Source organism: Comamonas sp. (assembly GCF_036666375.1).
In the GTDB taxonomy this organism is placed as follows: domain Bacteria; phylum Pseudomonadota; class Gammaproteobacteria; order Burkholderiales; family Burkholderiaceae_C; genus Comamonas.
Genome location: NZ_JAVWWA010000021.1, coordinates 36782 through 51723 on the forward strand (window position 1 = coordinate 36782; position 14942 = coordinate 51723).

12 protein-coding genes are annotated in these 14942 nt (G+C 66.3%); 11 read left to right on the top strand and 1 reads right to left on the bottom strand.

The window, feature by feature from the left end:
• The 4 genes from uraD (at position 1) to RR928_RS07735 (ending at position 7177) form a co-directional block, all read left to right on the top strand.
• The gene (gene uraD / locus RR928_RS07720; protein WP_332547786.1) at positions 1-1776 is read left to right on the top strand and encodes a 2-oxo-4-hydroxy-4-carboxy-5-ureidoimidazoline decarboxylase; all 1776 of its coding nucleotides are present in this window, start codon (positions 1-3) and stop codon (positions 1774-1776) included.
• Positions 1773-3041, top strand: a complete 1269-nt coding sequence (locus RR928_RS07725) for a M20 family metallopeptidase (protein ID WP_332535844.1) — start codon at positions 1773-1775, stop codon at positions 3039-3041. Before uraD ends, RR928_RS07725 begins: the two co-directional genes overlap by 4 nt.
• Before the next feature lie 181 nt (positions 3042-3222).
• On the top strand, positions 3223-4710 hold the full coding sequence (locus RR928_RS07730; protein ID WP_332535842.1) for a nucleobase:cation symporter-2 family protein: 1488 nt from the start codon (positions 3223-3225) through the stop codon (positions 4708-4710).
• A gap of 169 nt (positions 4711-4879) precedes the next feature.
• Positions 4880-7177 (top strand): NADP-dependent malic enzyme, encoded by a 2298-nt coding sequence (locus RR928_RS07735; protein WP_332535840.1) that lies wholly within the window; start codon positions 4880-4882, stop codon positions 7175-7177.
• 290 nt (positions 7178-7467) lie between these two features.
• Here RR928_RS07735 and RR928_RS07740 read toward each other — a convergent pair whose 3' ends face one another.
• Positions 7468-8109: a flavin reductase family protein gene (locus RR928_RS07740; protein ID WP_332535838.1), complete on the bottom strand. Its 642-nt coding sequence runs from the start codon at positions 8107-8109 to the stop codon at positions 7468-7470.
• A gap of 357 nt (positions 8110-8466) precedes the next feature.
• On the opposite strand from RR928_RS07740, the gene RR928_RS07745 reads away from it, so the two are divergent.
• The 7 genes from RR928_RS07745 to RR928_RS07775 all read left to right on the top strand — a co-directional run bounded on the left by RR928_RS07745 (position 8467) and on the right by RR928_RS07775 (position 14843).
• A complete protein-coding gene (locus RR928_RS07745) occupies positions 8467-9492 on the top strand; it encodes an ABC transporter substrate-binding protein (protein ID WP_332535836.1) in 1026 nt (341 codons plus the stop codon).
• Positions 9493-9528: 36 nt separating this feature from the next.
• Complete coding sequence (locus tag RR928_RS07750) at positions 9529-10557, top strand: ABC transporter substrate-binding protein (protein ID WP_332535835.1); 1029 nt, start codon at positions 9529-9531, stop codon at positions 10555-10557.
• 38 nt (positions 10558-10595) lie between these two features.
• Positions 10596-11426, top strand: a complete 831-nt coding sequence (locus RR928_RS07755; RefSeq protein WP_332535834.1) for an ABC transporter ATP-binding protein — start codon at positions 10596-10598, stop codon at positions 11424-11426.
• A 22-nt stretch (positions 11427-11448) separates the two neighbouring features.
• On the top strand, positions 11449-12219 hold the full coding sequence (locus RR928_RS07760) for an ABC transporter permease (RefSeq protein ID WP_332535832.1): 771 nt from the start codon (positions 11449-11451) through the stop codon (positions 12217-12219).
• 50 nt (positions 12220-12269) lie between these two features.
• The gene (locus RR928_RS07765) at positions 12270-12788 is read left to right on the top strand and encodes a nucleoside deaminase (protein WP_332535830.1); all 519 of its coding nucleotides are present in this window, start codon (positions 12270-12272) and stop codon (positions 12786-12788) included.
• Positions 12789-12859: 71 nt separating this feature from the next.
• Positions 12860-13690: an urease accessory protein UreD gene (locus tag RR928_RS07770; protein ID WP_332682043.1), complete on the top strand. Its 831-nt coding sequence runs from the start codon at positions 12860-12862 to the stop codon at positions 13688-13690.
• Positions 13691-13775: 85 nt separating this feature from the next.
• Complete coding sequence (locus RR928_RS07775; RefSeq protein ID WP_332535907.1) at positions 13776-14843, top strand: 6-phosphofructokinase; 1068 nt, start codon at positions 13776-13778, stop codon at positions 14841-14843.
• Positions 14844-14942 lie beyond the last annotated feature (99 nt).

Genomic DNA, 14942 nt, shown 5'->3' on the forward strand with positions numbered 1-14942 from the left:
ATGCCCTTGACGCTGGAACAACTGAATCAGGCCGACCCGGCCCAGGCCCTCGCGCTGCTCGACGGTCTGTACGAACATTCGCCATGGATTGCCGCGGCCGCGCTGAACGAGCGGCCGTTCCGCTCGCTGGACCATCTCAAGCACGCAATGGTCAAGGTGCTGGCCGATGCCTCGCCGCAATCGCGCATCGATCTGATACGCGCCCACCCCGAACTCGCGGGCAAGGCCATGGTGGCGCGCAGCCTCACGGCCGAATCGACCAACGAACAGAACCGCGCCGGACTCACGCAGTGCTCGCTGGAGGAATTCGCGCGCATCCAGCAGCTCAATGCCGACTACAACGCGCGCTTCGGCTTTCCCTTCATTCTCGCGGTGCGCGGGCCGCGCGGCCTGGGCCTGGCCAAGCAGGAAATCATCGACACGTTTGCGCGCCGCCTGCACAACCACCCCGATTTCGAATGCGCTGAAGCCATACGCAACATCCACCGCATCGCCGAGATCCGTCTGAACGACAAGTTCGGCCATGTGCCCACGCTGGGCAACGATGTCTGGGACTGGCAGGAATCGCTGGCCCGGCATTCGGACCCGGGCTTTGCCGAACTCGGCCAGCTCACCGTGACCTATCTGACCGACGCCCACCGCGCCTGCGCCCAGCGCATCAGCGGCTGGATGCGCGACTGCGGCTTCGACGAAGTCGCGATCGACGCCGTCGGCAATGTCGTCGGCCGCTACCACCCGAACGCCGCGGACGGCCGCTACCTGCTCACGGGCAGCCACTACGACACCGTGCGCAACGGCGGCAAGTACGACGGCCGGCTGGGCATCTTCGTGCCCATGGCCTGCGTGCGCGAGCTGCACCGCGCGGGCCGCAGGCTGCCGTTCGGCATCGAAGTCGTGGCCTTTGCCGAAGAGGAAGGCCAGCGCTACAAGGCCACGTTCCTGGGCTCGGGCGCGCTGATCGGCGACTTCAAGCCCGAATGGCTGGACCAGGAAGACGCCGACGGCATCACCATGCGCGCCGCAATGCAGCATGCCGGCCTGTGCCCCGACGACATTCCCGCGCTGCAGCGCGACCCGGCCCACTATCTGGGCTTTGTCGAAGTGCATATCGAGCAGGGCCCGGTGCTCAACGAACTCGATCTTCCGCTGGGCGTGGTCACCTCGATCAACGGCAGCGTGCGCTATCTGTGCGAGATGACCGGCATGGCCAGCCATGCGGGCACCACGCCCATGAACCGCCGGCGCGACGCGGCCACGGCGGTTGCCGAACTCGCGCTGTTCGCCGAACAGCGCGCGGCGCGCGACGGCGACTCGGTGGCCACCATAGGCCAGTGGCAGGTGCCCAACGGCTCGATCAATGTCGTGCCCGGGCGCTGCCAGTTCAGCCTCGACATGCGCGCCCCCACCGATGCCCAGCGCGACGCGCTGGTCGCCGACATCCTTGCCGAGCTGCAGGCGATCACCGCCCGCCGCGGCCTGCGCTGCAGCACCGAGCTGGCCATGACCGCGGCCGCCGCGCCCAGCGACCCCGCATGGCAGCAGCGCTGGGAACGCGCCGTCGAGGCCCTGGGCCTGCCGGTGTATCGGCTGCCCAGCGGCGCCGGCCATGACGCCATGAAACTGCATGAAATCATGCCCCAGGCCATGCTGTTCGTGCGCGGCCTCAACGCCGGCATCAGCCACAACCCGCTGGAAAGCAGCACCGCCGACGACATGCAGCTCGCAGTCGACGCCTTCACCCATGTACTGAACCAATTGAGCGACGCAGAGCAATGAGCCAAGAAACCATCTACAAGGCCCTCGACACCTGGATCGATGCCCATTTCGACGCCGAAGTGCGCTTCCTGCAGGCGCTGGTGCAGGTGCCCACCGACACTCCGCCGGGCAACAACGCACCGCACGCCGAGCGCACCGCCACGCTGCTGCAGGACTTCGGCATGCAGGCCGAGAAGCACGCCGTGCCCACGCCTGAAGTGCAGGCCTACGGCATGGAATCGATCACCAATCTGATCGTGCGCCGGCCCTACGGCCCCGCGGGTTCGGGCCGCACGATTGCGCTCAACGCCCATGGCGATGTCGTGCCGCCGGGCGAAGGCTGGAGCCGCGACCCCTACGGCGCCGAGATTGCCGAAGGCAAGCTCTACGGCCGCGCCTCGGCCGTGAGCAAGAGCGATTTCGCCAGCTTCACGTTTGCCGTGCAGGCGCTCGAAGCCGTGGCCCGGCCCCAGCAGGGCGCGATCGAGCTGCATTTCACCTACGACGAGGAATTCGGCGGCGAACTCGGCCCGGGCTGGCTGCTGAAGAACCAACTCACCAAGCCCGATCTGATGATTGCCGCGGGCTTCAGCTACGAAGTCGTCACGGCGCACAACGGCTGCCTGCAGATGGAAGTCACGGTGCACGGCAAGATGGCGCATGCGGCCGTGCCGCATACCGGTGTCGACGCGCTGCAGGCCGCGACCGCGCTGATGAACGCGCTTTACGCCGAGAACGCCAAGTACCGCAAGATCACCTCCGCGGTGCCGGGCATCACCCACCCTTACCTGAACATCGGCCGCATCGAAGGCGGCACCAACACCAACGTGGTGCCGGGCAAGGTGCTGCTCAAGCTCGACCGGCGCATGATTCCCGAGGAGGATCCGGTGGCGGTCGAAGCCAGCCTGCGCGCCGTGATCGCCCAGGCTGCGGCCGACTTCAATCAGCTGCATGGCTATGCAGGCGAGGACGCGGTGCGCATCGACATCCGGCGCATCCTGCTGGCGCGCGCCATGACGCCGCTGGCCGGCAACCAGCCGCTGGTCGATGCCATCCAGCAGCATGGCGAAGCCGTGTTCGGCGCCAAGCCCCCGGCCGTGGGCACGCCGCTCTACACCGATGTGCGCCTTTATGTCGAGCACGGCATTCCGGGCGTGATCTATGGCGCCGGCCCGCGCACGGTGCTTGAATCGCATGCCAAGCGCGCCGACGAACGCCTGGATCTCGAAGACCTGCGCCGCGCCACCAAGGTCATTGCGCGCAGCCTGCACGACCTGCTGGGCTGAGCCCCGCCCCGCCCCGTTCCAGGCCCTGTTTCCCCAGGGCCTTTTTCATGTCTTTATGGCGACGCGATTAGGGTAATCGCCATCCAATTTCAAGAGGTCTTGCGGTTCAATCTGTATACACATTCTGTATGGAAATTGAACCCCGGCGCAGCAGCCCTCGCTGCCTGTGCAAAGGACCCCCATGGAACCCACGATTCACCCTGTCGACGAAAAACTGCCCATGGGCCGCCTGACGGCCCTGGGCCTGCAGCATGTACTGGTGATGTATGCCGGCGCGGTCGCCGTGCCGCTGATCATCGGCCGCGCGCTCAACCTGCCCGCCGAACAGGTGGCGATGCTGATCTCGGCAGACCTGTTCTGCTGCGGCCTGATCACGCTGATCCAGGCCATGGGCGCAACCCAATGGTTCGGCATCAAGCTGCCGGTGATGATGGGCGTGACGTTTGCCAGCGTTGCGCCCATGGTGTCGATGGCCCAGAGCACGTCCGGGCCCGCGGGCGCGGGGCTGATCTTCGGCTCGGTCATAGGCGCAGGCGTGGTGTCGCTGCTGCTGGCTCCGGTCATCAGCCGCATGCTGCGCTTCTTCCCGCCCGTCGTGACCGGCACCATCATTTTGGTGATCGGCATCAGCCTGATGCGCGTGGGCATCAACTGGATCTTCGGCAATCCCGTGGGGCCGACCGCGCCCAGCGTGCCCAATCCCGAACACATCAAGTGGCTGGCCGAAGCCCAGGCCGCGGCCGGCGCGCCGGGCAGCTCGCTGCCGCCCGTGCCCAAGGGCTTTTCCGTCGTTCCCACGCTGCCCAATCCGCGCTACGGCGACCTGACCGGTGTCGGCATTTCCACGCTGGTGCTGGTGTCCATTTTGCTGATCGCGCGCTTCGGCAAGGGCTTCATCGCCAACATCTCGGTGCTGCTGGGCATCGTGATCGGCGGCATCGCCACCGCCTCCATGGGCCTGATGGACTTCCACAAGGTCGCCGAAGCCCAGTGGTTCAACGTGGTGCTGCCGTTCGAGATAGCGCTGCCGGTGTTCGACCCCATGCTGATACTGACCATGTCCCTGGTGATGATCGTGGTGATGATCGAGTCCACGGGCATGTTCCTGGCGCTGGGCGAGATGACAGGACGCAAGATCAGCCAGGACGACCTCACACGCGGCCTGCGCACCGACGGCCTGGGCACGCTGATAGGCGGCATCTTCAACACCTTTCCCTACACCAGCTTCTCGCAGAACGTGGGTCTGGTCGCGGTCACCGGCGTCAAGAGCCGCTGGGTCTGCGTCGCCGGCGGCGTGATCCTGGTGGTGCTGGGCCTGCTGCCCAAGATGGCCGCGCTGATCGAATCCCTGCCCACGGTGGTGCTCGGCGGCGCGGGCCTGGTGATGTTCGGCATGGTGGCTTCCACCGGAATCCGCATTCTGAGCAACGTGGATTTCCAGAAGAACCGAAACAATGCCATGATCGTCGCGGTGTCCATAGGCGTGGGCATGGTGCCGCTGGTCGCGCCCAATTTCCGCCAATGGATGCCGCATGCCATCCATCCCCTCATTGAATCCGGTATCCTGCTGGCCTCACTTGCCGCTGTGGCATTGAACATTTTCTTTAACGGAACGCGCGGCGACACTGCCGACGTTGTGCGAGCTGCCCGCCAAGCCGACGCCCACTGAGCGAAGCACAGGCCCGCAGCCGCCGCCGGCTACCGCCGGCCCTCCTCCCCCCTGCCGCGAGGCTCGGGGGATTTGTTTTCCCTGCCAGCGGGACATGGTCATCGAGGCCATGACCCGTGCTGCCATCAGGTAAGCTAGCAGTAAGCCATTTGTTGTCGAGAATTTTCGTATGACCCAGAACCTGTCCACCGCCGAGCAAGCCCTGCGCGATGCTGCGCGCGAATACCACCGCAGCCCCAACAAGGGCAAGATTTCGGTCACTCCGACCAAGCCGCTGTCCAACCAGCGCGACCTGTCGCTGGCCTACTCGCCCGGCGTCGCCTATCCCTGCCTCGACATCGAGGCCGACCCTTCGCTGGCCGCCGAATACACCGCGCGCGGCAACCTCGTGGGCGTGATCACCAACGGCACGGCCGTGCTGGGCCTGGGCGACATCGGCCCGCTGGCGAGCAAGCCGGTCATGGAAGGCAAGGGCTGCCTGTTCAAGAAGTTCGCCGGCGTCGATGTGTTTGACATCGAACTCGCCGAACGCGATCCGGACAAGCTGATCGACATCATTGCCGCGCTCGAGCCCACGCTGGGCGGCATCAACCTCGAGGACATCAAGGCCCCCGAGTGCTTCTACATCGAGCAGGAGCTGTCCAAGCGCATGAACATTCCGGTGTTCCATGACGACCAGCACGGCACGGCCATCATCTCCAGCGCCGCGCTGCTCAACGGCCTGGAACTCGTGGGCAAGGACATCGACAAGGTCAAGATCGCCGTCTCGGGCGCGGGTGCCGCGGCAATCGCCTGCGTCAACGTGATGGTGGGCCTGGGCGTGAAGCGTGAAAACGTGTTCATGTGCGACTCCAAGGGACTGATCTATGAAGGCCGCCCCGGCGGCTTCGACGCGTCCAAGGCACAGTACGCGCAAAAGACCGAAGGCCGCACGCTGGCCGACGCGGTCAATGCCGCCGACGTGTTCCTCGGCTGCTCGGCTCCCGGCGTGCTCACGGCCGAAATGGTCAAGACCATGGCCGACAAGCCGATCATCCTGGCGCTGGCCAATCCCGAGCCGGAGATCCGCCCCGAACTGGCCAAGGCCATTCGCCCCGACTGCATCATCGCCACCGGCCGTTCGGACTACCCGAACCAGGTGAACAACGTGCTGTGCTTCCCCTACATCTTCCGCGGCGCGCTCGATTGCGGCGCCACCAAGATCACCGAGGAAATGAAGCTCGCCTGCGTGCGCGAAATTGCCAACCTGGCCAAGGCCGAGATGAGCGACGAAGTCGCCGCGGCCTACCAGGGCAAGGAACTGTCGTTCGGCCCTGATTACCTGATTCCCACGCCGTTCGACGTGCGCCTGATCCTGCGCATCGCGCCCGCCGTGGCGCGCGCTGCCGAAGCTTCGGGTGTCGCCACGCGCCCGATCGCCGACTACGACGCCTACCGCGAAAGCCTCACGCGCTTCGTCTACTCGACCAGCATGTTCATGCGCCCGGTGTTTGCCGCGGCCAAGCAGAACCTGCAGCGCGTGGCCTACGCCGAAGGCGAAGACGAGCGCGTGCTGCGCGCGGTGCAGGTCGCGGTCGACGACGGCCTGGCCAAGCCCATCCTGATCGGCCGCCCCGCGGTGATCGCCACGCGCATCGCCAAGGCCGGCCTGCGCCTGCAGCCGGGCAAGGATGTCGAAATCTGCGACCCCGAAGACGACCCGCGTTTCCGTCAGTACTGGGAGACCTATCACAAGCTGATGGGCCGCAACGGCGTGACCCCCGAGAACGCCAAGGTTGCGGTGCGCCGCTCCAACACCCTGATCGCCGCGCTGATGGTGCATCTGGGCGATGCCGACGCCATGCTCTGCGGCCTGGTCGGCCGCTTCGACAGCCACCTCGAGCACATCGAGAAGGTGCTGGGCCTGAAGGACGGCGCGCCCGGTTTCGCCACCGTGAACGCGCTGATGCTGGAAAGCCGCACGCTGTTCATTGCCGACACCTACATCAACGACAACCCGGACGCCGAACTGCTGGCCAGCATTGCCCAGATGGCGGCCGAGGAAGTCGCGCGCTTCGGCCTGCCGCCCAAGGTCGCGTTCCTGTCGCACTCGAACTACGGCTCGTCGACCCGCCCCTCGGCGCTGAAGATGCGCGCCGCGCGCGAGCTGTTCTCCCAGAACGTTCCGCACATCGAGTGCGACGGCGAAATGCACGGCGATGCCGCGCTGTCGCCCGAAGTGCGCGCCCGCGCGCTGCTGGAAAGCTCGCTCGACGGTGAAGCCAACGTGCTGATCTGCCCCAACCTCGACGCGGCGAACATCCTGTTCAACGTGCTCAAGACCACGGCCGCCCATGGCACGACCATTGGCCCCATGCTGCTGGGCAGCGCGGCCGCCGCGCATGTGCTCACGCCTTCGAGCACCGTGCGCCGTGTGGTCAACATGACCGCATTGGCCGCCGCGCAGGCACAGGCACTGCGCGCCTGAGCCGGCACCCTGCGAGTGCAGGGTCTGGAATGAAAAATGCACGCCTTCGGGCGTGCTTTTTTTTTGCGCCGGGGCTTTCCCTGGAGCTGAATGCCGGGGCGTTCACCCTTCGACGCGACCGGCCCTCAAACTGGAGATCTGGACGTTCACCCTTCGACAAGCTCAGGGCGAACGGGGACAGTGTTCATGGTGGGAGCGCCTCGGCGGCCCCCTCGAACCATGAACGGCCACCCGCTCGAACCCGAGTTCTGGACGTTCACCCTTCGATCAACTCAGGACGGACGGGGTTGCTAGATCTCGTCGATTGCCGTGCTGGCCTGCGCCACCTGGGCGGCATCGCCGGTGATCGCAAAGCGGTCGCGGCAGGTCACATAGAAGCTCGCGCCGAAACGCCCCACGGGAAAGTAGTCCTGCAGGGACACGCGCCACTTCTCGGTGTCGACCAGGCCGTCGCGCACCGCGAGCCAGACCACGCGGCCTATGAACACATAACGGCTTTCGGTTTCCATCACTTCGTGCAGCCGGCACTCGAAGGCCACGGGCGCTTCGGCGATGCGCGGCGGCTGCACGCTGTGCGAAGGCACTGAGCTCAGGCCCACATGCACCAATTCGCTCTGCGTGACCGGCAGCCGGTCACCACAGCGGTGCATGGCTTCGGCAATCGCTTCGTCGGCGATATGCACCACGAATTCGCGCGTGCGCAGTATGTGCGCCGCGGTGTCCTTGAGGTGGCCGTCGCTGAGCTTGTTGATGCTCACCATGACGATGGGCGGGTCCTCGCCCACCATGTTGAACATGCTGAACGGCGCGGCGTTGACGGTGCCATCTTCGGCCAGCGTGGTGATCAGCGCGATGGGACGCGGCACGATCAAACTGGCCATCAGCTTGTAGCGGGCATAGCTGTCTATCTGGGTGAAATCGATTTCGGTCATAACGGGCCTTGGGGAATGTCGGGGGCAAGCGCTGCGGTGCCAGCACGGGGAATCAAGGAATTTTCGCAATAAGCATGCCGCAATGGCCCCCACGCTGGCTCGCTGCGCGTAGCTGCGCTGCCCCCCAAGGGGGCCGTCTTGCCTTGGGGCGGCCCGGCGGCAAGACAACCGCCCAGCAAATACGCACCAACTCGGCGCACAAAGTCGCGGCCTGGAGTGTATGCACGCACTGTATGCAAATTCTGCCGCACCGCATCGGTGCGGTCACGCCGCCGCAACGCCACTCAGGAGCCTTTGCAAGCTGGCATTGTTTTTGCGCTGTCATGGTTACTTGCCTTATTCGTTTCAAGGACCACCATGCAAAAGCGTTTCTTCCTGAAGGCCAGCGCGGCCGCCCTCGCCCTGACGTGCGCTGCCGCGCATGCGGCCGACACGCCGATCAAGTTCCAGCTCGACTGGCGCTTCGAGGGCCCGGCGGCGTTCTTCCTGCAGCCGGTGGCCAAGGGCCACTTCAAGGCCGAAGGCCTGGACGTGCAGGTCGATGCGGGCAGCGGTTCGGGCGGAGCGGTGCAGCGCGTGGCTTCGGGCACCTATGACATGGGCTTTGCCGATCTCGCCGCAGTGATGGAATTCCACGCGAACAACCCCGACGCGCCCAACAAGCCCGTGGCCGTGATGGTGGTCTACAACAACACGCCGTCGTCGGTGATGGCGCTCAAGAAAAGCGGCATCAAGACGGCCGCGGACCTCTCGGGCAAGAAGCTCGGCGCGCCGGTGTTCGATGCCGGGCGCAAGGCCTTCCCGATCTTCGCCGCCGCCAACAAGGTCGGCAACGTCGCCTGGACGTCGATGGACCCGCCGCTGCGCGAAACCATGCTGGTGCGCGGTGACATCGACGCGATCACGGGCTTCACCTTCACTTCGCTGCTCAACCTCGAGGCGCGCGGCGTCAAGCCCCAGGACGTGGTGGTGCTGCAGTACGCCGACTACGGCGTGAAGATGTACGGCAACGTGATCATCGCCAGCAGCAAGCTGATCCAGGAGAACCCCGAAGCCGTGCGCAAGTTCCTGCGCGGCTTCACCAAGGGCGCCAAGGAAGTGATCGCCAAGCCCGCCGACGCGATTGCCGCCGTCAAGGCGCGTGACGGCATCGTCAACGTGCCGCTGGAAACGCGCCGCCTGCAACTGGCGATCGACACCGTCGTCAACAGCCCCGACGCGCGCGCCGAAGGCTTCGGCCAGATCAACGCTTCGCGCATGGCGCTGATGGCCTCGCAGGTCTCGGACGTCTACGCGACCAAGCAGCGCGTTCCCACGGCCACGGTCTGGAACGGCAGCTTCCTGCCCACGGCAGCGGCCCTCGACATCCTGCCGCGCAAGTAAGTGCAGCGCGCCGCCCCACCTCACCAGGAACTTCCAGTGAACAAACGCTCATTCCTCCAGACCGCCGTTGCCGTCGCAACCCTGACCGCCTCCGCCTGGAGCATTGCCGCAGCGCCCACGCCGCTGAAATTCCAGCTCGACTGGCGCTTCGAAGGCCCGGCCGCATTCTTCGTGCATCCGGGCGCCAAGGGCTACTACAAGGACAACGGCCTGGACGTGACGGTGGAGGCGGCCAGCGGCGCGGGTGCGATCCAGCGCGTGGCCTCGGGCACGCATGACCTGGGCTTTGCCGATCTGTCGGCGCTGATGGAATTCCACGCCAACAACCCCGACGCGCCGATCAAGCCCGTGGCCGTGATGGTGATCTACAACACCACGCCGGCCTCGGTGATGGCGCTGAAGAAAAGCGGCATCAAGACAGCGGCCGACCTCACGGGCAAGAAGCTGGGCGCGCCCATCTTCGACGCCGGACGGCGCACCTTCCCGCTGTTTGCCCAGGCCAACAACGTGGGCGAAGTGCAGTGGACCACCATGGACCCGCCGCTGCGCGAGACCATGCTGGTGCGCGGCGATGTCGATGCAGTCACGGGCTACACCTTCACCAGCCTGCTCAACCTCGAGGCGCGCGGCGTCAAGCGCGAGGACATCGTCGTGCTGCCCTATGCAAGCCACGGCGTGAAGCTCTACGGCAACGTGATCATCGCCAGCCCCAAGCTGATCGCCGAGAAACCCGAAGCGCTCAAGGCCTTCCTGGCGGCGTTTGCCAAGGGCGCCAGGGAAGTCATTGCCCAGCCCGCGGCGGCAATCGCCTCGCTCAAGGCCAAGGACGGCCTGGTCAACACCGACGTCGAGATCAAGCGCCTGCAGCTGACCATTGAAACCGCCATTGACGGCCCGGGCGCGCGCGAGGAAGGCTTCGGCCAGCTGCGCCTGCCGCGGCTGCAGCTGATGGCCGAACAGGTGGCCAAGGCCTATGGCACCAAGAACCCGGTGCCGGCCAACGCCGTCTGGAACGGCAGCTTCCTGCCCCCGGCCGCCGCGCTCGACGTGCTGCCCAAGAAATGATGCCCGCGGGCTGACATCCCTCCAAAGAAAAGAACCGCATGACGGACTCCGCACCTCCTTTTGTCGACTTCCGCAATGTCTGGCTCGCCTACAACGAAGAGCTGCGCGCGCAGAACCATTTCGCCGTCGAAGCCATCGACCTGCAGCTGCAGCAAGGCGAATTCATTGCCATCGTCGGGCCTTCGGGCTGCGGCAAGTCCACCTTCATGAAGCTGGCGACGGGCCTGCGCATGCCCTCGATTGGCCGCATCCTGATCGACGGCCAGCCCGTGACCGGGCCGCTGAAGATCTCGGGCATGGCGTTTCAGGCGCCGTCGCTGCTGCCCTGGCGCACCACGGTCGAGAACGTGCTGCTGCCGCTGGAAATCGTCGAGCCCCACCGCAGCCAGTTCAAGGCGCGCCGCGCCGAGTACGAGGAACGCGCGCGCCGCCTGCTGCAGAAAGTCGGTCTGGCCGGCTACGAAGACAAGTTCCCCTGGCAGCTGTCGGGCGGCATGCAGCAGCGCGCCAGCATCTGCCGCGCGCTGATCCACGAGCCCAAGCTGCTGCTGCTCGACGAGCCGTTCGGCGCGCTCGACGCGTTCACGCGCGAGGAGCTGTGGTGCATTCTGCGCGATCTGTGGACCGAGCAGAAATTCAATGTGATCCTGGTGACGCACGACCTGCGCGAATCGGTGTTCCTCGCCGACACGGTCTATGTGATGAGCAAGAGCCCGGGGCGCTTCGTCGTCAAGCGCGAGATCGAGCTGCCGCGCCCGCGCGACCTCGAGCTGACCTATACCAAGGAATTCAGCGACATCGTGCACGAGCTGCGCGGCCACATCGGCGCGCTGCGCCACAGCGCGCCCAGCACCACCGCCAGCGTTTGAGACGCCGCAAGAAAGTCACACCATGAAAATCTCTCCGCGCGTCGAACGCTGGTCCCCCTGGCTGCTGATGCTGGCCATCGTCATCCTGTGGCAGGTCATCTGCTCGGCCTTCCAGGTTTCCGAATTCATCTTCCCCAGCCCCTGGCTGATCCTCACGCAGTTCGTCGAATTCAGCGGCGTGATCGCCATGCATGCCTGGCGCACCTACTGGGTGACCATGGCCGGCTTCGGCCTGGCCATCGTCGTCGGCGTGCTGCTGGGCTTTCTGATCGGCAGCTCGCGCCTGGCCTATGCCGCGCTGTACCCGCTGATGACGGCGTTCAACGCCCTGCCCAAGGCGGCGTTCGTGCCTATCCTGGTGGTCTGGTTCGGCATTGGCGCGGGCCCGGCGATCCTCACGGCGTTCCTGATCAGCTTTTTCCCCATCATGGTCAACATCGCCACCGGACTGGCCACGCTGGAGCCCGAACTCGAGGACGTGCTGCGCGTGCTCGGCGCCAAGCGCTGGGACGTGCTGACCAAGGTCGGCCTGCCGCGCTCGCTGCCCTACTTCTACGGCTCGCTCAAGGTCGCGATCACGCTGGCCTTCGTCGGCACCACGGTCTCGGAAATGACGGCCGCCAACGAAGGCATTGGCTATCTGCTGATCTCGGCGGGCTCGTCGATGCAGATGGGCCTGGCGTTTGCCGGCCTGCTGGTCGTCGGCGCGATGGCGATGGCGATGTACGAACTGTTCAGCTGGGTCGAGAAGCGCACCACCGCCTGGGCCCACCGCGGCTCGAACAACCACTGAGCATACGCACGAGCGCCGCCATTCCATGCCGCCCCTAACGGAGACATGCCTTGACCCTGCCTGCCCCACACCCGCCGCAACCTTCACTTGCACCACAGGCCAGGGACGAGGACTTGCTGCGGCTGGCATTCCAATGGGCGGCGACGGCGCGCGCGCGCGGCAACCGGCCGTTTGGCGCGGTGATCGTCGCGGCAGACGGCCAGTTGCTGGCCGAGGCCTATTGCAACATCAGCGAAAGCGGCGACTGCACGGGCCATGCCGAAATCAATGCGCTGCGCCAGCTGCGCACGCCGGCGCAGCTTGAAAGCCTGGCCCAGGCGACGCTCTATGCCTCGGCCGAGCCCTGCATGATGTGCGCCGGCGCCATCCTGTGCAGCGGCATACGGCGCGTGGTGTTCGGCCTGGCCAACGACCATCTGCGCCAGCTGTGCGGCCAGCGCATCGACAGCTTTCGCAGCAGCATGGCCGCGGCCGAACTGCTGGCGCTCGCGCCCCAGCCCATTGCCTGCATCGGGCCCCTCCTGACCGAAGAGGCGCTCGAACCGCACGCGGGCTACTGGGGCAACTAGCACCACAACAGGGCGCAGGGCGCGCTTCTTGCTTGTCATCGGGCATCATCTGGATCTGTTTGGATTTCCCCATGCCCTGGCTTGCGCAACTTGAACTCGACTATGCCGTCTCGCACGGCCGCAGCGTGGTGCACCACCGCCACAACGGCCCGCTGCGCGTGCTGCGCAGCCTCTACCCCGAAGGCGATGCGGTCTGCCACAACGTGCTGGTGCACCCGCCCAGTGGCCTGGTCAGCGGCGACACCCTCGACATCCGCGCGCGCGTCGCCAGCGGCGCCCATGCGCTGCTCACCACGCCGGGCGCGACGCGCTTTTACCGCACCAATGGCGCGCCCGCGCTGCAGGACACGCGCCTGACGCTGGACGCAGGCGCGCGCCTGGAATGGCTGCCGCTGGAAACCATTGCCTACAGCGGCTGCGATGGCCACAACCGGCTGCAGCTGCAGCTTGCACCCGGGGCCGAACTGATAGGCTGGGACATCACTGCGCTGGGCCTGCCGCATGCGGGACTGCCGTTTGTCACCGGCCGCTACACCCAGCACCTGGAGCTGCCCGGCCAATGGCTGGAACATGGCACGCTGGCCGCGGGCGATGCGCTGCTGATGGACGGCCCGCTGGGCCTGGCCGGCCAGCGCTGCCTGGGCTCGATGTTCTTCGTCACCGGCAGCGCGATCGCGCGCGAGCGCCGCGAAGCCGCGCTGGAGATGACGCGCGCGCTGATCGAAAGCCATGCGCTCGCGCCGCGCTGCGGCGTGACCAGCCCGCACGACCAGGTGATCGTGCTGCGCGCGCTTGCGCCCATGGTCGAGCCCGTGATGCAGCTGTGGCAGCAGGTATGGCGGCTGTGGCGCGCGCACTTCTGGGAGATGCCGGCCATCGCTCCGCGAATCTGGGCGATGTAGCGCGCTCCCGCACCAAGGCCTGTCCCGGACTGGCGCAGAATGCAGCACTCCCCATCCAACACGTTCCATGAGAAAGCCTTCTGATATGCGCGTAGCCATCCTTACTGGCGGCGGCGACTGCCCCGGCCTCAATGCCGTCATCCGTGCGGTCACCAAATCGCTGATACACCACGGCAATGCCGAAGTGCTGGGCATTGCCGACGGCTTCGAAGGCCTGATGGGCGAGAACCCGCGCGTCAAGCCGCTGGCCTGGGACGAGGTCTCGGGCATCCTGCACCAGGGCGGCACCATTCTTGGCACCAGCAACAGCGCCAACCCGCTGCGCGACGCCGCGACGCTGGAGCAGACCGGCAGGAACATCCAGGCGCTGGGCCTGGACGTGGTCGTGGCGATTGGCGGCGACGGCACGATGAGCCTGGCCCACGGGCTGGAGAAAGTCGGCCTGCGCTGCGTGGGCGTGCCCAAGACCATAGACAACGACATCGCCAACTGCGAACGCAGCTTCGGCTTCGACACCGCCGTGGCCACCGTGACCGAAGGCCTGCGGCGCATAGAGAGCACGGCGATGAGCCACCACCGCGTGATGATCGTCGAGACCATGGGCCGGCACGCGGGCTGGCTGGCGCTGGAATCCGGCATCGCGGGCGCGGCCGACATCATCCTGCTGCCCGAAATCGACTATGACCTGCAGGCCGTGATCGATGTCTGCCGCGCGCGCGAGGAGCGCCAGCGCTACACCATCATCTGCATAGGCGAAGGCGCCAAGGAAAGCGGCGCCAGCCAGACCGTGCGCGAACGCGTGGCCCACAGCCCCGACCCGGTGCGCCTGGGCGGCGTAGGCCATGTGCTGCGCGAGCGGCTGCAGCCGCATCTCAAGAGCGAAGTGCGCACCACGGTGCTGGGCCATGTGCAGCGCGGCGGCGACCCCACGCCGTTCGACCGCGTGCTGGCCACGCGCTTTGGCCACCACGCGGCGCAGCTGGTGATACGCGGGCAGTTCGGCCGCATGGTCACGCTGCAGGGCGGCGAGATCACCAGCGTTGAAATCTCGGCAGTGGCCAACGTTCAACGCACCATCGCGCTGGATCACAGTCTGCTGGTGATGGCCAGGGATATCGGGATTTCGCTGGGGGAGGCGGGACCGGGGGGCTGATTTCCGGCTACCCGTTCGTCCTGAGCCTGTCGAAGGATGAACGGCCTGCGCTCAAGTCATGAGGATTGGGCGTTCATGGTTCGACGGGGCCGCCGAGGC

Bases quoted from the DNA above. Each gene is read 5' to 3' on its own strand.
- RR928_RS07760 (WP_332535832.1), top strand. From the start codon at position 11,449: ATGAAAATCTCTCCGCGCGTCGAACGCTGGTCCCCCTGGCTGCTGATG.
- RR928_RS07755 (WP_332535834.1), top strand. From the start codon at position 10,596: ATGACGGACTCCGCACCTCCTTTTGTCGACTTCCGCAATGTCTGGCTC.
- RR928_RS07730 (WP_332535842.1), top strand. From the start codon at position 3,223: ATGGAACCCACGATTCACCCTGTCGACGAAAAACTGCCCATGGGCCGC.
- RR928_RS07725 (WP_332535844.1), top strand. From the start codon at position 1,773: ATGAGCCAAGAAACCATCTACAAGGCCCTCGACACCTGGATCGATGCC.
- RR928_RS07745 (WP_332535836.1), top strand. From the start codon at position 8,467: ATGCAAAAGCGTTTCTTCCTGAAGGCCAGCGCGGCCGCCCTCGCCCTG.
- uraD (WP_332547786.1), top strand. From the start codon at position 1: ATGCCCTTGACGCTGGAACAACTGAATCAGGCCGACCCGGCCCAGGCC.
- RR928_RS07740 (WP_332535838.1), bottom strand. From the start codon at position 8,109: ATGACCGAAATCGATTTCACCCAGATAGACAGCTATGCCCGCTACAAG.
- RR928_RS07735 (WP_332535840.1), top strand. From the start codon at position 4,880: ATGACCCAGAACCTGTCCACCGCCGAGCAAGCCCTGCGCGATGCTGCG.
- RR928_RS07775 (WP_332535907.1), top strand. From the start codon at position 13,776: ATGCGCGTAGCCATCCTTACTGGCGGCGGCGACTGCCCCGGCCTCAAT.
- RR928_RS07770 (WP_332682043.1), top strand. From the start codon at position 12,860: ATGCCCTGGCTTGCGCAACTTGAACTCGACTATGCCGTCTCGCACGGC.